18 protein-coding genes and 2 tRNA genes are annotated in these 19,300 nt (G+C 70.2%); 8 read left to right on the top strand and 12 right to left on the bottom strand.

Annotated features, from left to right (window positions below; all coding sequences use genetic code 11):
- Position 1: 1 nt before the first annotated feature.
- On the bottom strand, positions 2-2,275 hold the full coding sequence (gene recG / locus QC180_RS17380; RefSeq protein WP_278263805.1) for an ATP-dependent DNA helicase RecG: 2,274 nt from the start codon (positions 2,273-2,275) through the stop codon (positions 2-4).
- A gap of 3 nt (positions 2,276-2,278) precedes the next feature.
- Positions 2,279-4,513 carry a DAK2 domain-containing protein gene (locus tag QC180_RS17375; protein WP_278263804.1) on the bottom strand — a complete coding sequence of 745 codons (2,235 nt, stop codon included), beginning with the start codon at positions 4,511-4,513 and terminating at the stop codon, positions 2,279-2,281.
- A gap of 298 nt (positions 4,514-4,811) precedes the next feature.
- Between QC180_RS17375 and rpmB the strand changes: the two genes are divergently transcribed.
- From rpmB to QC180_RS17360, 3 genes are all read left to right on the top strand, one after another.
- Positions 4,812-5,003 carry a 50S ribosomal protein L28 gene (gene rpmB, locus QC180_RS17370; protein WP_011210730.1) on the top strand — a complete coding sequence of 64 codons (192 nt, stop codon included), beginning with the start codon at positions 4,812-4,814 and terminating at the stop codon, positions 5,001-5,003.
- 81 nt (positions 5,004-5,084) lie between these two features.
- The gene (locus QC180_RS17365) at positions 5,085-5,546 is read left to right on the top strand and encodes a GNAT family N-acetyltransferase (protein WP_278263803.1); all 462 of its coding nucleotides are present in this window, start codon (positions 5,085-5,087) and stop codon (positions 5,544-5,546) included.
- 9 nt (positions 5,547-5,555) lie between these two features.
- The gene (locus tag QC180_RS17360; RefSeq protein WP_278263802.1) at positions 5,556-6,347 is read left to right on the top strand and encodes an enoyl-CoA hydratase/isomerase family protein; all 792 of its coding nucleotides are present in this window, start codon (positions 5,556-5,558) and stop codon (positions 6,345-6,347) included.
- Between the two features lie 7 nt (positions 6,348-6,354).
- On the opposite strand, the gene QC180_RS17355 is transcribed toward QC180_RS17360, so the two are convergent.
- From QC180_RS17355 to QC180_RS17345, 3 genes are read right to left on the bottom strand one after another with little or no spacing between them, the layout of a single operon-like run.
- The gene (locus QC180_RS17355) at positions 6,355-6,606 is read right to left on the bottom strand and encodes a hypothetical protein (protein WP_278263801.1); all 252 of its coding nucleotides are present in this window, start codon (positions 6,604-6,606) and stop codon (positions 6,355-6,357) included.
- A gap of 49 nt (positions 6,607-6,655) precedes the next feature.
- A complete protein-coding gene (locus QC180_RS17350) occupies positions 6,656-7,339 on the bottom strand; it encodes a uracil-DNA glycosylase (RefSeq protein WP_278263800.1) in 684 nt (227 codons plus the stop codon).
- Positions 7,340-7,350: 11 nt separating this feature from the next.
- Positions 7,351-8,355, bottom strand: coding sequence for a thiamine-phosphate kinase (locus tag QC180_RS17345; protein WP_278264080.1), 1,005 nt, complete (start codon positions 8,353-8,355; stop codon positions 7,351-7,353).
- Positions 8,356-8,477: 122 nt separating this feature from the next.
- On the opposite strand from QC180_RS17345, the gene QC180_RS17340 reads away from it, so the two are divergent.
- Positions 8,478-9,131, top strand: a complete 654-nt coding sequence (locus tag QC180_RS17340) for a DUF3515 domain-containing protein (protein WP_278263799.1) — start codon at positions 8,478-8,480, stop codon at positions 9,129-9,131.
- 6 nt (positions 9,132-9,137) lie between these two features.
- Here the strand turns inward: QC180_RS17340 and QC180_RS17335 are convergent, their stop codons facing one another.
- Positions 9,138-10,232 carry a D-alanine--D-alanine ligase family protein gene (locus tag QC180_RS17335; protein ID WP_278263798.1) on the bottom strand — a complete coding sequence of 365 codons (1,095 nt, stop codon included), beginning with the start codon at positions 10,230-10,232 and terminating at the stop codon, positions 9,138-9,140.
- A gap of 44 nt (positions 10,233-10,276) precedes the next feature.
- Entirely contained in the window at positions 10,277-11,272 is a 996-nt protein-coding gene (locus QC180_RS17330; protein ID WP_278263797.1) for an NAD(P)H-dependent glycerol-3-phosphate dehydrogenase, read from the bottom strand.
- Positions 11,273-11,303: 31 nt separating this feature from the next.
- Between QC180_RS17330 and cofC the strand changes: the two genes are divergently transcribed.
- The 3 genes from cofC (at position 11,304) to QC180_RS17315 (ending at position 15,150) form a co-directional block, all read left to right on the top strand.
- Positions 11,304-11,984 (top strand): 2-phospho-L-lactate guanylyltransferase, encoded by a 681-nt coding sequence (cofC, locus tag QC180_RS17325; protein ID WP_278263796.1) that lies wholly within the window; start codon positions 11,304-11,306, stop codon positions 11,982-11,984.
- 74 nt (positions 11,985-12,058) lie between these two features.
- Entirely contained in the window at positions 12,059-14,227 is a 2,169-nt protein-coding gene (locus QC180_RS17320; protein ID WP_278263795.1) for an RNA degradosome polyphosphate kinase, read from the top strand.
- Between the two features lie 2 nt (positions 14,228-14,229).
- Positions 14,230-15,150 (top strand): NUDIX hydrolase, encoded by a 921-nt coding sequence (locus QC180_RS17315; protein ID WP_278264079.1) that lies wholly within the window; start codon positions 14,230-14,232, stop codon positions 15,148-15,150.
- A 115-nt stretch (positions 15,151-15,265) separates the two neighbouring features.
- On the opposite strand, the gene QC180_RS17310 is transcribed toward QC180_RS17315, so the two are convergent.
- From QC180_RS17310 to leuC, 3 genes are all read right to left on the bottom strand, one after another.
- Positions 15,266-15,931 (bottom strand): HU family DNA-binding protein, encoded by a 666-nt coding sequence (locus tag QC180_RS17310; RefSeq protein ID WP_278263794.1) that lies wholly within the window; start codon positions 15,929-15,931, stop codon positions 15,266-15,268.
- Between the two features lie 157 nt (positions 15,932-16,088).
- Positions 16,089-16,697 (bottom strand): 3-isopropylmalate dehydratase small subunit, encoded by a 609-nt coding sequence (leuD, locus tag QC180_RS17305; protein WP_278263793.1) that lies wholly within the window; start codon positions 16,695-16,697, stop codon positions 16,089-16,091.
- A 10-nt stretch (positions 16,698-16,707) separates the two neighbouring features.
- Positions 16,708-18,129 (bottom strand): 3-isopropylmalate dehydratase large subunit, encoded by a 1,422-nt coding sequence (gene leuC / locus QC180_RS17300; protein ID WP_278263792.1) that lies wholly within the window; start codon positions 18,127-18,129, stop codon positions 16,708-16,710.
- A gap of 63 nt (positions 18,130-18,192) precedes the next feature.
- Between leuC and QC180_RS17295 the strand changes: the two genes are divergently transcribed.
- On the top strand, positions 18,193-18,894 hold the full coding sequence (locus tag QC180_RS17295; protein ID WP_278263791.1) for an IclR family transcriptional regulator: 702 nt from the start codon (positions 18,193-18,195) through the stop codon (positions 18,892-18,894).
- A 44-nt stretch (positions 18,895-18,938) separates the two neighbouring features.
- Here the strand turns inward: QC180_RS17295 and QC180_RS17290 are convergent.
- Positions 18,939-19,011: transfer RNA gene (locus QC180_RS17290), tRNA-Glu, on the bottom strand.
- Positions 19,012-19,039: 28 nt separating this feature from the next.
- Positions 19,040-19,111: transfer RNA gene (locus QC180_RS17285), tRNA-Gln, on the bottom strand.
- Between the last annotated feature and the right edge of the window lie 189 nt (positions 19,112-19,300).

The raw sequence follows: 19,300 nt of genomic DNA, 5'->3' as shown, positions 1-19,300 counted from the left end.
CTCAGGACTTGGCCAGGTATTCGATGCGCTCGCCGTCCACGGCGGCGTGCATCATCCCGGCCAGGCCAGGATGTTCCACCAGGCCCGGGTCCTCGGCGACCACCCGCCGGGCCAGGTCCTGGGCGGCGGTGATCACCTCGAGGTCGTCGAGCAGCGACAGCAGCCGCAATGAACGCGCCGTGCCGGACTGGGCCGAGCCGAGCACGTCGCCTTCACGGCGCTGACGCAGATCCAGCACCGAGAGCTCGAAACCGTCGGTGGTCGCGGCGACCGCCTCCAGCCGGGCCATGGCCGTCCCACCGGGTGCGGCATCGGTGATCAGCAGGCACAGGCCGGGGTGCTTGCCACGCCCGATCCGGCCGCGCAGCTGGTGCAGCTGGCTCACTCCGAACCGGTCGGCGTCCACGATCACCATGACCGTCGCGTTGGGCACGTCGACACCGACCTCGACCACCGTGGTGCACACCAGCACGTCGATGGCGCCGTCGTTGAACTGGCGCATCACGTGATCTTTCTCGTCGGACGGCAGCCGTCCGTGCAGCAGCCCGACCCGGACCCCGGCCAGCGGCCCCGCGCTCAGCGTCTCGTACATCTCCACCGCAGCCTGGGTGGTGGGGCCTTCCTTCTCCTCGGCCTTCTTGTCGGCCTTCTTGCCCTTGGCGGGCGGCGCGTCGGGGTCCTCGCCGATGCGCGAGCACACCACATACGCCTGACGGCCCTGTCCGACCTCTTCCAGAATGCGCTCCCAGGCGCGATCGACCCAGCCCGGATGCAGTTTGCGGGCAACGACTTTCGAGGTGATCGGGGAACGGCCACGGGGCAGCTCGGTGAGGGTGGAGGTCTCCAGGTCGCCCAGGGTGGTCATGGCGATCGTGCGCGGGATCGGGGTGGCGGTCATCACCAGCAGGTGCGGGCTGATGCCGTTGTTGGCCTTGGCGCGCAAGGCGTCTCGCTGCTCGACACCGAAACGGTGCTGCTCGTCGACCACCACCAGACCCAGGTCGAAGAACTCCACGGCGTCCTGGATGAGGGCATGCGTGCCGATCACCAGGCCCGCCTCGCCGGTCACGGCGTCCAGCAGCGCGGCCTTGCGGGCCGAGGTCGACATGGACCCGGTGAGCAGCACGACCTTCGTCGCGTGCTCGCCCGCACCCAGTTCCCCGGCCGTGCCGAGATCGCCGAGCATGGCGCGCAGCGACCGATAGTGTTGGGCGGCGAGCACTTCCGTGGGCGCGAGCAACGCGCACTGGCGGCCGGAATCGACCACCTGCAACATGGCGTGCAGGGCGACGATGGTCTTGCCCGAGCCCACCTCACCCTGGAGCAGACGGTGCATCGGCCGGGTACGCGAGAGGTCGGCGCCGATCTCGTCGATCACCAGCCGCTGGCCCTCGGTGAGCTCGAAGGGCAACCGCTCGTCGAAGGCCGCGGCGATCCCGTCGGTGCGCGGCGGGCAGGCGGGAGCGGTACGCCCCTCCACCTCGTGCCGACGCTCCGCCAGCACCAGCTGCAAAGCCAACGCCTCGTCGAAACGCAGCCGCTCCCTGGCTTTTTCGATATCGATCTGGTGTTCGGGCAGGTGGATCAGGCGCAGCGCGTCGGTGACCTCGAGCAGGTCGCGTTCCGCGCGCAGATCCGCGGGCAGCGGGTCCTCGATCGGGTCGAGCTGGTCGAGGACCTGACGGATACAGGCCAGCAGATCCCAGCTCTGCACCTTGGCCGTCGCCGGATACACCGGCACGAATTCGCGTTCGAAGAACGAGGCATCCACTCCCCCCGCGCCTTTGGCGCTCTGGGCGAGCCCGCGCAGGGCTCCGCTGCCGCGCACCGAGGTGAGCTCTTCCACGCCCGCCTCGGGTTTGTCGGGCAGGATCAGATAGTCCGGGTGCGAGAGGTTCCAGCGGTCGGGCCGCCACCAGTGCACGGTGCCCGACATCATCGCCCGCACACCCTCTTTCACCAGATAGCGCACCTTGTCGCCGTTGAAGAAGGTGGCCTCGATCGGCCGTGGCGCGCCGGTGTCGAGCTGCACCTTCAGCAGTGAGCCGCGCCGATTCTTCATCGGCCGCAGTTCGGCTTTGGTGATCCGTCCGATCACGGTGATGTGCGCGGACTCCTCCGGCTCCTCCTCGGTGAGCGGCTGGCCCTGGGTGGCGTAGCGCACCGGATAGTGGCGCAACAGGTCTTCGACGGTGGTCATGTCGAAGGACTCGGTCAGTCGTTCGGCCGCTTTCACGCCGAGCACGTGATCGAGCCGGTCACTCAGTGTCGCCATCGTCTACTCGACCCCAATCTGCACCAGATCCGCTTGCTGCCCACCGGAATACACCACCACCTCGACACCGGGGAATCCGGCCGTCACATGGTCGGTGAGGACCTGCCCCAATTCGGGGCCCGCGTCGGCGCCCATCAGCAGCGTCACCAATTCGCCGCCGAGACCGAGCATCCGGTCCAGCAGGATCTTCCCGGCGCCGACCACGTCCGGGTCGATCACCACCACGTCCTGCCCGACCAGGCCGAGGCCGTCGCCGGGGGCGCAGGTGCCGACCATGGTCAGCGCCCGCACCCGTGCCGCCCGCAGCGCGCCCCACCGGGTGGTCGCGGCGGCCTCGGACATGGCGAAGGCGTCGTCGACCGCGATCCGGCCGCGATCGTGCACGGCCAGCGCGGCCAGTCCCTGCACCATGGAGGCGCTCGGCAGCAGCAGCACATCGCGCGAGGCGTCACGCGCGGCGACACCGACGGCGACCAATTCCTGCGCGGGCAGCGCGCCGTTGGGCAGGACCAGTACTTCGCGATGCGGCATGGCCCGGATCGCGCGCAGCAGCGAGTTCGCGTCGAACTGGCGATCCCCGCGCAGCACCACCGCGCCCGCGTCGGCGAACAGCCGGGCCGCCTCGTCACCGGAGACGACGGCGAGCACGCCGCGGTCGGCTTCGCCGGGGGTGACGGCCGGAGCATCGGCCCCGAGCTGGGGATTCAGGTGCGGAAAACCATCGGTGGACGAACGATCGTGCGGCGGGTCGGACCCGAGCGGCTCACCGGCATACCGCGGTCGATCCGCGCGCGCGGACTCACCGGGGTGTCCGACGGCGTCACGCACCGTGCCCGCGGACATCAGCGCGTCCTCGTGATGGCCACCGTGCGGCGCCGTCACCGCGAAGCTCTCGATCCGGATCCCGCTGACCCGCCCGATCACCAGCCCGGCCTCGATCGCGGCCCCCGCGTCGCGGCAGTGCACATGTGCCGACCACGTCCCGTCCCCGTCCCCGACCACCACCACCGAGTCCCCCAGCACAGCCAGCCGATCCCGCAGCCCCCGCGCCGCGTCCTCGTCACTGCCCGAGATCAGATACATGACCTCGAAATGCGGGTCCGGCGTGCGCTCGGGCAGCGGATGATCACAGTCGTCCGCACCGGGCCGTCCCACGTCACCGGGCCGCACCAGGTCGCCGGACCCTTCCACGTCAGCGGACCGAGTCAGGTCGGCGGGCAGTGCGCGGTCGTCGAGTCGCCCTACGCCACCGAGACGCTGCACGTCACCGGGCCGCACCGGACTGCCAGGCCGTAGGGCGATGCGGTCGGCTGCGGTTGTCGGGGCGGGCCGGACGCTCGTCTCGGGGGCGAGCCGGTCCGTGCCGATGTCTGCCCGTTTCCGGGCGTAGGTGTCTCGGGTCGGGGCCTGGCCGCAGACCGCCGCGACAAGGCAATCCAGCAGGACCAGCAGGCCGCGGGCACCCGCGTCGACCACGCCCGCCGCCCGGAGCACACCGAGTTGGGTCGGTGTCTCGTTCAGGGCGCGGGCCGCGCCGTCTGCGGCGGCCCGCGCCACCGTCACCAGTGATAGGTCGTCGGCGTCGTCGGCGGCCACGGCGGCGCGGTCGAGCACCGTGAGGATCGTGCCCTCGACCGGCGCGCTGAGCCCGGTGCGCACCAGCATCGCCGCGCGCCGCAGTGCCACCCGCAGTCGCTGGCCGGTCAGCGGACCGTCGACGACAGCATCGGCGATCCCGCGCAGCACCTGCGAAAGTATGATCCCGGAGTTCCCCCGCGCCCCACTCGTCGCGCCCCGCGCCAGTGCTCGCGCGATCCGATACGCCGACGGCACCGCGCCCAGCCCAGCAACCTCTGGCCCGGCGGCCTCGCCGTCGGGCGCCCCATGCCCCGCACCGCCCGCAGGGACGCGGGCACGGAGGTCTCCCTCGGTACCGATCCGGCCGTCGCCGGACACCGCGGCGGGCTCAGCGACACTCGTCGTAATCGGCTCAGGGGTCACCCGACCCGCGTCGGCCGGGGCGACGACCGGCACAGGACCGGACGCGACGGACTCGGCGGCGGACACGGCCGCGCGCATGGTGGCGAGCAGATTGGTGCCGGTGTCGGCGTCGGCGATAGGGAAGACATTGAGGGCGTCGATCTCGGCGCGGCGTAGTTCCAGGTCGGTGCGGCAGGTTCGGGCCCAGGTCAGTAGCGAAGCGCCGTCCAGCGACTCCCGCACGTGCGACACCGTCACCTCTCTCCCCGTCTCCGGCGCCCGCGCGCCGAGCATCGCACGCCAGGTTAGCGCCAGCCGCCGACAGCGGTATGCTCGCCGCGGACGGGCCCCACCTCCCGACCGGACCGGCGTCTCGACCGGGACACCCGGTTTGGAACTTCACGGCCCGGCCCGCTACCCTTGCAGGGTTGCCTCGTGCGGCCCTTCCGGGTCTGCGCTGGCCGACGCGAGTCGGCAAGGCATTTGACGACATCAGTTTCCGGTACAGCGGGCATCCGTGCGCGCTGACCGCTTATGACATGAAGGAGCTCGCGACATGGCTGCCGTTTGCGACGTCTGCGCCAAGGGCCCCGGTTTCGGGAAGTCGGTCTCGCACTCGCACCGGCGCACCAACCGTCGCTGGAACCCGAACATCCAGACCGTGCGTGCGCAGGTTGCCCCTGGCAACACCCGCCGGATGAACGTGTGCACCTCCTGCCTGAAGGCGGGCAAGGTCGTCCGCGGCTGATTCTCAGCCCGTACATTCTGCCGACACCACCCCGGCGCCCCTCGTGGGCGACCCGGGGTTTTGTCGTTGGTGGGTGTCGTCGTGCCTGACTGGCGGCTCGAGCCGCTGACCGCCGATCGCGTTCGCGCGCTGGCCACCTGTCACATCGCCAGCTGGCGCGAGTCCTACGACAGCCTGGTCCCGGCGCACGTGCTGGCCGGTTTCGACCTCGACCGCTCGATCCTCACCTGGGAGCGGCGCCGGAGCGAGGGCACCCACCGCATCCCCGTCGCGCTCGCCGGTGATGAGCTGATCGGCTTCGCCGCCGCGAGCGCGCACGAACTCGACGCCCTCTACGTCCGCACGGCCTGGCACGGCACCGGCGTCGCCGACGCGCTCATCTCCTCGGCCGCCCCCGACTCGCCCTGCACGCTGTGGGTCTTCGCCGACTATCCGCGCGCGCACGCCTTCTATCGCAGGCACGGCTTCGCCGACACCGGCGTGCACCGGGTGGACCCGTTCACGCTGCTGCCCGAACAACTGTGGCGGCGCGCCCCTCGCTAGGGTGACGCCATGAGTAGTACCACCGAATCGCTTCCGGCCCCCCAGCTCGTCGACGGCGTGCTGCGGTTGACCATCGCCACCGCCGCGGCGGGCACGTCGATGGACTTCGACCTGATCAACGCGGGCACCGCCGCCCTGCGCGATCTCGATCCCGAGGTGGGCGCGATCCTGCTCACCGGTGCTGGGCCCAATTTCTGCGCGGGCGGCAATGTCCGCCATTTCGCCGCCGCCGAGGATCGCGGCGCCTACCTGCGCGAGCTGGCCGGTGAGCTGCACGATTTCGTGCGCGCGCTCGACGCCGCCCCGGTGCCCGTGGTCGCCGCGGTACACGGCTGGGCGGCCGGGGCCGGGATGAGCCTGGTCCTGGGCGCCGACGTCGCGATCGGCGGCCCGTCGACCAAGCTGCGCCCGGCCTACCCCGGCATCGGTCTGAGCCCCGACGGCGGCATGTCCTGGCTGCTACCACGCATCGTCGGCGCGAGCCGGGCCGCGGAGATCCTGCTCACCGACGCCGTGCTCGACGCCGAGGAGGCCGTGCGCCTGGGCATCCTGAGCCGTCTGGTCGCCGACGACGAGGTCGGCGCCGAGGCGCTGCGGGTGGCCCAGAGCTTCGTCGCGGGTCCGCGCACCACGTACGCGGCCATGAAAAAGCTGCTGGCCCAGTCGCCCGCGGCGACCCTGGACCAGCAGCTCGACGCCGAACGCGACGGCATCGCCGCCGCCGCGAACGGCAGGATCGGCCAGGAGGGCGTCGACGCCTTCGTGGCCAAGCGCAAGCCGAACTATCTCGGCCTGGGCTGAACGGAGATCAGCAGGCGGCGCCGAGGGCGCTGAAGGTGTTCTGCAGCAGGCAGGTCACCTTCGCGTTCACGCCGGAGGAGATGGTGGAGGTGCCGGTGGAGGTCCATTCCTCGCCGACCTGGGTGGTGGCCACCGGCGCGGCCTGCTCGTCGTAGGGCTGCAGGGCCAGGCCCGCGGCGGAGGCCGAGGCCGCGCCCGCGGTGAGGGCGGCGGCCACGGCGGCGGTCGCGACGGCGGCGCGGAGGGTCGTGCTGTGCATCGGGTTGTGCTCCTTCATCATTTTTCTCTGGTGCGGACGGCACCCCGGGTCAGGGCAGCCGCCAATCGACTGGTTCGGCGCCGAGTTCGTCGAGCAGCTCGTTGACCCGGGAGAAGGGCCGCGAACCGAAGAACCCGCGCGAGGCGGACAGCGGGGAGGGATGGGCCGACTCGATGTAGGGCACATCGGCCTGGACCAGCGTCGGCTTGAGCGAGCCCGCGTCGCGACCCCACAGCACGGCGACGAGCGGTTCGTCGCGGGCGACCAGCGCGCGGATGGCCTGCTCGGTGACGGCCTCCCAGCCCTTGCCACGATGCGAGGCGGGGGTGCCCGGGGTGACGGTGAGAACGCGGTTCAGCAGCAGCACGCCCTGATCCGACCACGGGCTCAGGTCACCGCAGCGGGGTGTGTCGAAGCCCAGATCCTTGGTGTACTCGGCGAAGATGTTGGACAGACTGCGCGGGACCGGCGAAACATCCGGCGCGACAGAGAAACTCAGCCCCATCGCGTGCCCGGGAGTCGGGTACGGGTCCTGGCCGACGATCAGCACCCGCACCGCGTCGAACGGACGCTGGAACGCGCGTAACACGTTCTCCCCGGCGGGCAGATAGCCGCGGCCCTCGGCGTTCTCCGTGCGCAGGAACTCGCCCATTTCGCTGATGCGGTCGGCGACCGGTTCCAAGGCCCGGGCCCAGCCCGGATCGATGATCTCCGACAGTGGTTTGGCACCCATGACCGCACAACCTATCGTTTCGGGCCGACAGGCGCGGCGCCGGACCCGTGGAAGGATTCCCACCCGATCCCACCGCTGGGCGCGTCACCGTCGACGGTGACGCCATCACCTGCGGCGACGACCCCGATCGGCCGCCACCCCGGCGGCAGCGCGGTGCCCGAGGGCCAGGTCCCCGCGAAGGCGTGGTCCTCACCGCCGGACAGAATCCATTGCGCCGCATCGGCATCCAGACGCGTCGCGACCGCGTCCAGGTCCGGGTCGGTGAGCGCGGCGCCGCGCACGTCGATCGCGACGCCCGAGGCGCGGGCGAGATGGCCGAGATCGGCGAGCAGTCCGTCGGAGACATCGGTGAGCGCGGTGGGGCCCGCGTCGCCGACGATGTCGACGACCGCCGCGTAGGGCGGCCGCGGCGCCCGGTGCGCGGCCAGCGCGCGGGCGAAGGCGGGATCGGCGATGTCGGCGTCGCCGGAGAGAACGGCCAGCCCCGCTCCGGACCAGCCGAGTTCGCCCGCCACCGCGACGATGTCACCGGGCCGGGCGCCCGCGCGGGTGATCGCGGCCCGCCCGCCGAGGTCGCCGAACGCGGTCACCGAGATCACCAGGTATTCGCTGTGCACCAGATCGCCGCCGACGATCGAACCGCCCGCGCGTTCGGCCTCGGTCCACATGCCCTCGGTGATGTCCTCGAGCACCGCGACGGGGGTGTCGCCGGGGCAGCCCAGCGCGACCACGAAGGCGGTCGGCCGCGCGCCCATCGACACCACATCGGCCGCGTTCTGCGCGATCGCCTTGCGGCCGATCTCGGTGGGCGCCGACCAGTCCAGCCGGAAGTGCCTGCCCTCGACGAGCATGTCGGTGCTCACCACGAACCGCCCGTCGGGCGCGGCCACCACGGCGGCGTCGTCACCGGGGCCCAGCAGCACCTGCGCACCCTGGCGTCGGCCCGCGGTGATCCGGTCGATCACCGCGAACTCGCCGACCTCCCGCACCGTCCGCGCCCGGCTGTCCTCGCTGATGACCGGCCCCTTCCCGCTGTGCTGCCGCGCTGACGAAATCGACCCGACGGTACCCTTTCGGAGGCGATCGGGCACCACCGACGGTGCACCCGATACCACTGAGCGGAAAGGACCCCACGGCTATGGCGGCGGATTCGTCGGACCCGAACGAGCGCGACGAGACGGCACACGAGGACAGCCCCGAGCCGACGTCGCCCACCGAGGAAGCCGACACCCCCGCGGCCGAGCCCGCCTCGACGCCGTACTCCCCCGCGCTGATCGCCACCGCCGTGGCGCTGCCGGTCGTGCTGATCGTCGGCGTGCTGGTCGCCGCCTTCATCGCCCTGCGCGCCCCCACCGAACGCGAACCGCTCGCCCTCGGCCCGGTCCCGGCTCCCGCCCACGACGGCCCCGCCTGTCACGCGCTGCTGCCCGCGCTGCCCGCGGATCTGCCCAGCGACGGCGAGACCTACACGAAGTCCACGCTCGCCGAGCCCGCGCCGCAGGCCACCCGCGCCTGGCAGCTCGAAGACGGCGGCGACCCGATCGTGCTCCGCTGCGGTCTGGACCGCCCCCTGGAATTCAACCGCGCCTCCGCGCTCACCGTCATCGACGGCGTGAAGTGGTTCCAGGTCCGCGACGACGTCGCGAAGACCGGCACCTGGTTCGCCGTCGACCGCGAGACCTACATCGCGCTGACCGTCCCCGACAACTCCGGCACCGGCCCCATCCAGACCGTCTCCGAGACGATCAACACCACCCTCCCCGCCCGAGAGCCCACTCCCGGCGAGTTGTGAGAGCGCTCAGCGCAGGCCGGTACCCCGGGCCAGGGCCGTCTCGATGAGCGTGGAAACCAGGGTCGGGTAGTCGATTCCGGTGGCTTCCCACATGCGCGGGTACTGCGAGATCGGGGTGAAGCCGGGCATGGTGTTGATCTCGTTGATCACCGGGCCGTCGGCGGTGACGAAGAAGTCGACGCGGGCCAGGCCCTGGCAGTCCAGCGCGCGGAAGGCGCGCACCGACAGTTCGCGGATCTGCTCGGCGACGTCGTCGTCGAGCTTGGCGGGCACGTCGAATTCGCAGACGTCGTCGAGGTATTTGGTGGCGAAGTCGTAGAACTCCGGGGCGGCGGCGTCGGCGTCGGGCATCCGGATCTCGGAGACCACGCTGCCGCGCACCTGGCCGTCGGCGAATTCCAGCACCCCGCACTCGACCTCGCGGCCGAGGATGCCCGCTTCGACGATCACCTTCGGATCATGTTCGCGGGCGGTGGCGACGGCGGCGTCGAGCGCGGCCCAGTCGGTGATCTTGGTGATGCCGATCGAGGACCCCCCGCGCGCGGGCTTGACGAAGGCGGGCAGCCCGATGCGGGCGCGCTCGTCCTCGGTCAGGGTCGCGGTGCCGGGGCGCAGCACCACCTGGATGCCGACCGGTAACCCTTCGGCGGCCAGCAATTTCTTGGTGAACTCCTTGTCCATGCCCGCCGCGCTGGCGAGCACGCCCGCCCCGACGTAGGGCACCCCGGCCAGTTCGAGCATGCCCTGCAGGGTGCCGTCCTCGCCGAAGGGGCCGTGCAGGATCGGGAAGACCACGTCCACGCGCCCGAGCGTGGCCGACGGATCGTCGAGGGCGACCAGCGCGCCGGAGCGGCCCGGGTCCGCTGCCAGCGTCAGCGCGGTCCCGGCGGCGTCCACCGCGGGCAGCGCGTCGTGGCTGAGCTCGAGCTGACCGATCCCCTCGGCCAGCACCCAGCTGCCGGTGGCGGTGATGCCGATCGGCACCACCTCGTAGCGGGCGGGATCGAGGTTGCGCAGCACGCTGCTCGCCGATACACACGAGACGGCGTGCTCGCTGCTGCGCCCGCCGAAGACCACAGCTACCCTGATCCGGTTCGTCATGACCGTCAACTTAGTGGGTTCGCGGCGCTGTGGCGGCATCGACCTTACTCCGGCTTGATCTTTCTTCCGAGCAGACTGTCGACGGCCTCGCTAACCGAAAGTCCCTCGTGACACACCCGGTGCACCGCGTCGGTGAGGGGCATCTCCACCTGGTGCGCGGCCGCCAGGGCCCGCACCGATGTGCACGACTTCACACCTTCGGCCACCTGCCCATTGGTCGCCTCCTGCGCGGCCGCCATCGAGCCGCCCGAACCGAGCACGTACCCGAAGGACCGATTGCGCGACAGCGGCGAGGTGCAGGTGGCCACCAGATCGCCCACGCCCGCCAGCCCGGCCAGGGTCACCGGCTGCGCGCCGAGGGCCACGCCCAACCGCATCACCTCGGCCAGTCCGCGGGTGATCAGGCTGGCGACGGAGTTGTCACCCAGTCCCATCCCCGAGGCGATGCCGCAGGCCAGCGCGATGACGTTCTTGCACGCGCCACCGATCTCGGCCCCGATCACATCGGAATTGGTGTACGGCCGGAAGTACCCGGTGGCGCAGGCCCGCTGCGCCACCCCGGCGCGCTCGCTGTCGGTACAGGCGATCACCGTCGCCGCGGGCTGGCGTTCGACGATCTCGTGCGCCAGATTCGGCCCCGACAGCACCGCGATCCGGCTCGCCTCGGCCCCGGTGACCTCCGCGATCACCTGACTCATCCGCAGCAGCGTGCCGGTCTCGACCCCCTTCATGAGGCTGAGCAGCGTGGCGTCGGCGCCGATATCGTCCTTCCACCGTTCGAGATTCGCCCGCAGCGACTGCGACGGCACCGCCAACACCACCAGATCCGCGCCCGCGAGCGCCACCCGGTGATCGTCGGTCGCACGCACCGGCGGCAGCTGGACCCCGGGTAGATAGAACGGATTACGGTGCTCGGTATCGAGTGCCTGGGCGACCTCGGCGCGTCTGGCCCAGATCGTGACCTCGGTCCCCGCCTCTGCCAACACCTTCGCGAACGCGGTGCCCCACGACCCCGCACCCATAACCGCCGCCCTCGTCATCAGCCCAATATGCCATGTAAGGATTGACGGCATGCGTCCGCACACCGTGCACGCCGTGATGGCGGTCAAGCACATCGACCGGGCCAAGAGCCGCCTGGCCGAGGTCCTGACCGCCACGCAGCGTGGGCAGCTCGTCCTGGCCATGTTCGCCGACACGGCCGCGGCCGCGATCGCCGTGCCGGAAGTGCTGTCACTGACCGTGGTCACCCCCGATCCGCTCGTCGCCGCCCGCGCCACCGACCTCGGCGCGCACGTCCTGGCCGAACCGACCGGCGCCGCCGATCCGCTCAACGCCGCCCTCGCCGCGGGTGCCTCGGCCGTGCGCGACCGCCACGGCCCGTCACAGCTGCTCGCCCTGCAGGCCGACCTGCCCGCGCTGCGTCCCGCCGAACTGGCCGACCTGCTCACCGTCGCCCCCGACGGCGAACGCTCGCTGGTGATCGATCACACCGGCACCGGCACCGCCGCACTGCTCGTGCGCGACGACATCGCCGCCCTGGCCCCACGCTTCGGCCCCGGCTCGGCCCAGGCGCACCGCGCCGACGGCGCGCGAGCCCTGGCCGGGCACTGGCCGGGTCTGCGCCGCGATGTGGACACCCCCGCCGACCTCGCCGCCGTCCGCGCGCTCGGCGTCGGCGCGCGCACCGCGGCCGTCCTGCGCGAATTCGGTGCGCTCGAACAGGAAAGTGACCCGGTTCGCACCGGGTGCTGACCGATCGCCGCCCCCGGGCCCGGATCGGATCAACCGGACAAGTGTCATGCTGCGGACTGCCCGGTCCGTAGGGGATGATCGATGACGTGAGCGACACGGAAACGATCAAGCCGCAGCCCCCGATTTCCCCGCCACCCGCCGCCGCCGCGGCCACGGGCGGTGACGCGGCCGCCCAGCGGTTGCCCCGCGATCGCTACCTGAACCGGGAATTGAGCTGGCTGGACTTCAACGCCCGGGTCCTGGCGCTGGCCGAGGACGCCTCGCTGCCGTTGCTGGAGCGCGCCAAGTTCCTGGCGATCTTCGCCTCGAACCTCGACGAGTTCTACATGGTTCGCGTCGCCGGTCTCAAACGCCGTGCCGAGACCGGCCTGTCGGTGCGCTCGGCCGACGGCCGCTCCCCGTCGGAGCAGTTGGAGATCATCGCCGCGCGCGCCCAGGAACTGGCGGTGCGCCACGCCGACGTCTTCCTCGCGGAGGTGAACCCGGCGCTGGCCCAGGAGGGCATCGACATCATCGGCTGGGCCGACCTCGACGAGGACGAACGGCACCGGCTCTCCGGCTACTTCACCGACCAGGTCTTCCCGGTCCTCACACCGCTGGCCGTCGACCCGGCCCACCCCTTCCCCTACATCTCCGGCCTGAGCCTCAACCTCGCGGTGACGGTGAAGGACACCGGCACCGGCGGTGAGCACTTCGCCCGCGTGAAGGTGCCCGACAATGTCGACCGGTTCGTGCGCGTGCGCCGCACCGAGGCGCCCTCGGCCATCGCGGCCTTCCTGCCCATGGAAGACCTCATCGCCGCGCACCTGGACCTGCTGTTCCCGGGTCTGACCGTGGTGGAGACGCATTCGTTCCGGATCACCCGCAACGCCGACTTCGAGGTCGACGAGGACCGCGACGAAGACCTGCTGCAGGCGATGGAACGCGAACTCGCGCGCCGCCGCTTCGGCAAGCCGGTACGGCTCGAGGTCTCCGACGACATGACCGAGCACATGCTCGAACTGCTGCTGCGCGAACTCGAGGTCGACCCCGCCGACGTCATCCAGGTGCCCGGCCTGCTCGACCTGTCGTGCCTGTGGCAGGTCTACGGCGTCGACCGGCCCGATCTCAAGGACGCGCCCTACGTTCCGGCCACCCCGCCCGCCTTCGGCGAGCGCGAGACCCCACGCAATGTCTTCGCCGCGCTGCGCGAGGGCGATGTGCTGGTGCACCACCCCTACGACTCGTTCTCCACCAGCGTGCAGCGCTTCATCGAACAGGCCGCGGCCGACCCGCAGGTGCTGGCGATCAAGCAGACCCTGTACCGCACCTCCGGTGACTCCCCGATCATCAACGCGCTCATCGAGGCCGCCGAGGCGGGCAAGCAGGTCGTGGCGCTGGTCGAGATCAAGGCCCGCTTCGACGAGCAGGCCAACATCAAATGGGCCCGCGCGCTGGAACAGGCGGGCGTGCATGTGGTCTACGGCCTGATCGGCCTCAAGACCCACTGCAAGACCTGCCTGGTGGTGCGCCGCGAGGGCTCCACCATCCGCCGCTACTGCCACATCGGCACCGGCAACTACAACCCCAAGACCGCGCGCCTGTACGAGGACGTCGGCTTGTTCACCGCGGCACCGGAAATCGGGGCCGACCTGACCGACCTGTTCAATTCGCTGACCGGTTACTCCCGCAAGGAGGACTACCGCAATCTGATGGTCGCCCCGCTCGGCGTGCGGGCCGGGATCGTCGAACGCATCGACCGCGAGATCGAACTGGCCGGACAGGGCGAGGCGGCGGGCATCCGGATCAAGGCCAACGCCATCGTCGACGAGCAGATCATCGACGCCCTCTACCGCGCCTCGCTGGCCGGGGTGCCGGTGCGGATCGTGGTGCGCGGCATCTGCGGGCTGCGCCCCGGCGTGCCCGGCCTGAGCGAGAACATCGAGGTGCGCTCGATTCTCGGCCGATTCCTCGAACACTCCCGGGTCCTGCAGTTCCGCGCCCAGGACGAGACCTGGATCGGCAGCGCCGACATGATGCACCGCAATCTGGACCGCCGGGTCGAGGTGATGGTGCAGGTCAAGGACCGCAGGCTCACCGAGCAGCTCAGCGCGGTCTTCGATTCGGCGCTCGACCCGATGACCCGCTGCTGGGTGCTCGGCCCGGAGGGTGCCTGGCTGGCCAGCCCGAGCGACGCCGCGGCCGACCAGGTCCGCGACCATCAGCAGTTCCTGATGCGGCTGCGTAGGCCCGACCAGCCGTGAGCATCCGAGATCCGCAGGTGCGGCCCAATATCCACGCGGCGGGCGCGGTGCTGTGGCGACCCGGCGACTCCGGCCCGGAGATCGCCGTGATCCACCGGCCCAAATACGGCGACTGGTCGCTGCCCAAGGGCAAGCTCGACCCCGGTGAGACCCCGGTGGTTGCGGCGGTGCGCGAGGTCGGCGAGGAGACCGGCCTGCCGTGCGCGCTGGGCCGCTATCTCGGCCACGTCACCTATCCGATCCCGGGCCATCGGCTGCTCAAGCGGGTCGACTACTGGGCCGCCGAGGCCGCGGCCGGGGAGTTCACCGTCAACGCCGAGGTCGACCAGCTGCGCTGGTTCCCGCTGGACCGGGTGATGGACCAGCTGTCGTATCCGATGGATCGGCAGGTGATCCGGATGTTCGCGCGCCTGCCCGCCCGGACCGCGACGGTGCTGCTGGTGCGCCACGCCAAGGCGGGCAAGCGCGCCGCCTGGGACGGACCCGACGATTTGCGCCCCCTGGAGGCCGCCGGTCAGCAGCAGGCCGAGGCGCTCACACCGAACCTGTTGGCGTTCGGCGCATCCGAGATCCATTCGGCCGACCCGCTGCGCTGTATCCAAACCGTGACCCCGTTGGCGGAGGAGCTGAACGTCGAAATCAATTGCGAGCCAATGTTTTCCGAGCAAGGTTACGATTCAGCGAAAAGCGCGGCCCGGCAACGATTTCTGTCGTTGATAACAGATCGGGGTGTGCCCACGGTGTGCAGTCAGGGCGGGGTCATTCCGGATCTGACACAGTGGCTGGCCGAGCGCAGCGGCCTGACTCTGCCGCCCGCGCGCAATCGCAAGGGCAGCGTCTGGGCATTGTCGTTCGTCGGCGACCGATTGGTCGCGGCCGACCATATGGATCGCTCGCTGTCGACGGGAATCGTCACCGCCTGAATCGAGCTACCCCCGACAGCCGAAACGGCCCCGCGGAAAGCGGGGCCGTTGTCGGTCCAGTGGTGGGTGATGCGTTCACGTGCACATTCCCCGACCCGATCCTGCTGCGGCAGGATCAACGAGCACGACGGGCAGCAGTCTTCTTGGCAGCAGTCTTCTTGGCAGGGGCCTTCTTGGCGGCGGTGGTCTTCTTGGCCGCCGCCGTGGTCTTCTTGGCGGCGGTCGCGGTGACCTTCTTGGCGGGCGCCTTCTTGGCCGCGGTCACTTTCTTTGCCGCCGTGGTCTTCTTCGCGGCGGTGGTGGTCTTCTTGGCCGCCGTGGTCTTCTTGGCGGCGGGAGCCTTGGTGGCTGCCTTACGGGCGGTGGTCTTGGCCGGACCCTTCGACGGGGTGGCCTTCTTGGCCGCCGTCTTCTTGGCCGCGGTCTTCTTGGCCGCCGCCTTCTTCGCCGCCACCGGGGCGTTCACGCCACGCTTGACGGCGGGGCCGGACGCGGCCAGCTTCTGCTTACCCGCGATCACCGCCTTGAACTGCGCGCCGGGCCGGAAGGCGGGCACCGAAGTGGCCTTCACCTTCACGGTTTCACCGGTACGCGGGTTTCGGGCAACCCTGGGGGCACGCTTGCGCTGTTCGAACACACCGAAACCGGTGATGGTGACGCTCTGACCTTTGTGCACGGCACGGACGATGGTATCGACCACGTTCTCGACAGCCGCGGTAGCCGTACGCCTGTCCGTACCCAACTTTTCGGTCAGAACGTCGATCAGTTCCGCCTTGTTCATTGAATCCTCCGCAGACTAATGGCCCGTCGTCGGACCGACTAGGTACCACGGTAAACCCAGTTTGAGCAAGAGTCTATGTGCCACGCCAAAATTCATGTGGTTTAGCACACGTCCAGCTACCGCCCCCAGGGAAGCGCCACCAATCGTTCGGCGGTGATTACGCCTGCGAAATAGGCTCCGGCAGCGTCACGGGTTTCCATGACGGCCTACCCTTTTCGAACTCGCCGATGACATCGGCGCGGCGCAGCGTCAGCCCGATGTCGTCCAAACCCTCCAGCAGACGCCAGCGTGTGTAGTCGTCAATATCGAACGGCAACACGATGGTTCCCGCCGTCACGGTCCGCGCCGTCAGGTCGACAACCAATTCGAGGCCGGGCTGTTCCTCGATCAGCTTCCACAGCATTTCGACATCGTTCTGTGACATCTGCGCGGCGAGCAGACCGCCCTTACCCGCATTCCCACGGAAGATGTCGGCGAAACGCGAGGAGATGACCACCCGAAAGCCGTAGTCCGACAGCGCCCACACCGCGTGCTCTCGCGAGGACCCGGTACCGAAATCCGGCCCGGCCACCAGCACGCTGCCGTGCCGGTAGGGCTCGGTGTTCAGAATGAAGTCCGGATCGGCCCGCCAGCCCGCGAACAGGCCGTCCTCGAAACCGGTGCGAGTCACGCGCTTCAGGTAAACGGCCGGGATGATCTGGTCGGTGTCGACATTGGAGCGGCGCAGCGGGACCCCGATGCCTTTGTGAACGGTGAAGGCTTCCATAACGATTCTCCTACAGATCGGCGGGCGAGGACAGGGTGCCGCGGACGGCGGTGGCGGCCGCGACCAGGGGCGAGACCAGGTGGGTACGGCCGCCCTTACCCTGCCTGCCTTCGAAATTGCGGTTCGAGGTGGACGCGCAGCGCTGGCCCGGTTCCAGCTGATCGGGATTCATGCCCAGGCACATCGAGCAGCCCGCCTGCCGCCATTCCGCACCGGCGGCGGTGAAAATCTCGCCGAGTCCTTCTTTTTCCGCCTGGGCGCGGACCCGCATCGAGCCGGGTACGACCAGCATTCGCACGCCGTCGGCGACATGGCGGCCCTTCAAAACATCGGCGACCGCGCGCAGATCCTCGATCCGACCGTTGGTGCACGATCCGACGAAAACGGTGTCCACGGTGACCTCGCGCAGCGGCATACCCGGCGTCAGGTCCATGTAGCGCAAGGCCTTCTCGGCGGCGTCGCGCTCGCTCTCGTCGGCGATCTGGGCCGGATCGGGCACCTTCTCGCCCAGCGGCAGGCCCTGGCCCGGGTTGGTGCCCCAGGTGACGAACGGGGTCAGCGCGTTCGCGTCGATGTGGACCTCGGCGTCGAATTCGGCGCCCTCGTCGGTGCGCAGCGCGTCCCAGGCGGCCACCGCGGCGTCCCAGTCGGCCCCCTGCGGCGCGTGCGGGCGGCCCTTCAGGAATTCGTAGGTGATCTCGTCGGGGGCGATCATGCCCGCGCGGGCACCGGCCTCGATGGACATGTTGCAGATCGTCATCCGCGCTTCCATCGACAGCTTGCGGATCGCCTCGCCGCGATATTCCAGGACATAGCCCTGGCCTCCGCCGGTGCCGATCTCGGCGATCACGGCCAGGATCAGGTCCTTGCTCGTGACGCCGGGCGCCAATTCGCCGTCGACGGTGATGGCCATCGTCTTGAACGGGCGCAGCGACAGCGTCTGGGTGGCCAGCACGTGCTCGACCTCGCTGGTGCCGATGCCCATGGCCAGCGCGCCGAAGGCGCCGTGGGTGGAGGTGTGGCTGTCACCGCACACCACGGTCATGCCCGGCTGGGTCAGGCCCAGCTGCGGACCGACCACGTGCACGATGCCCTGCTCGGCGTCGCCCATCGGGTGCAGCCGCACGCCGAACTCGGCGCAGTTGTGCCGCAGCGTCTCCACCTGGGTGCGCGAGACGGGGTCGGCGATCGGCTTGTCGATGTCGACGGTGGGGACGTTGTGGTCCTCGGTGGCGATGGTGAGATCGGGGCGGCGCACCGGACGGCCCGCCGCGCGGAGCCCGTCGAAGGCCTGCGGGCTGGTCACCTCGTGCACGAGGTGCAGATCGATGTAGATCAGGTCCGGTTCGCGGGAGGAACCCTCGCCGTCGCCCGGGACGACGACGTGCTGGTCCCACACCTTCTCGGCCAGTGTGCGGGCGCGCTCGGCCATTGCTTGATCACCTTTCGACGGGCATACTTGGAATCTCAAGATTTGAGACGTTAGTATCGTTCTATGAGACAGCATAGCGGTATCGGTGTCCTCGACAAAGCCGTGGCGGTGCTCTACGCCGTCGCGGACGAGCCATGCGGTCTCAACGACCTGTGCACCCGCACCGGCCTGCCCCGCGCCACCGCGCACCGGCTGGCGGTCGGGCTGGAGACCCATCGGTTGCTGGCCAGGGACGGCAACGGGCTGTGGCGCCCCGGGCCCGCGCTCACCGAGCTCTCGGCCGGAGCCGCCGATCCACTGGTGGAGGCCGCGGGTGCCATTCTGCCCCGGCTGCGCGAGATCACCGGCGAGAGTGTCCAGCTCTACTGCCGCGACGGCAACGCCCGCGTCTGCGTGGCGGCCCTGGAGCCGCCGGTGGGCCTGCGTGACACGGTGCCGATCGGCTCCCGGCTGCCGCTCACCGCGGGGTCGGCGGCCAAGGTGCTGCTCGCCTGGGCGGACCCGGAACTGCAACGCACCGTCCTGGCCGACGCCGTGTTCGGCGATCGGGCGTTGGCCGAGGTGCGGAAGCGGGGTTGGGCACAGAGCGCCGCAGAACGCGCGCAGGGCGTCGCGAGCGTGTCGGCCCCGGTGCGCGACACCGGCGGCGTGGTGGTGGCGGCCGTGTCGGTCTCCGGCCCGATCGACCGGATGGGCAGGCGTCCCGGCGCACGCTGGGCCGCCGATCTGGTCGCCGCCGCCGAGGCGCTGCACAAGCGGTTGTGAACGAGAAAGACCCCCGGTCGAATTCGACCGGGGGTCTTTCTTCGTAGCCCCGACGGGATTTGAACCCGCGCTACCGCCTTGAGAGGGCGGCGTCCTAGGCCGCTAGACGACGGGGCCAGGACGATCTCACCGAGGTGAAACCTTGCTGGGGTACCAGGACTCGAACCTAGAATGGCTGAACCAGAATCAGCTGTGTTGCCAATTACACCATACCCCAAGGATGGAAACGCCCGACCTCCGTCGCACCGAGTGGTTGTCGGTGTTGCGAGGCCGTGTTCCGCGGCGAGAAGAAGATTACCAAACACTACGGGGTAAACTACAAATCGCCTGGTCAGAGGCCGCTTTTCGGCCGATTTTCACACCATCGGACCGGCACGGGCGGACGCGGCCTGGCCACGTCCGCCCG

This window comes from Nocardia anocheti (genome assembly GCF_029675105.1).
Lineage (GTDB): Bacteria > Actinomycetota > Actinomycetes > Mycobacteriales > Mycobacteriaceae > Nocardia.
The sequence above is the reverse complement of the archived record's forward strand: the minus strand, read 5'-3'. Positions and strand labels throughout refer to the sequence as shown.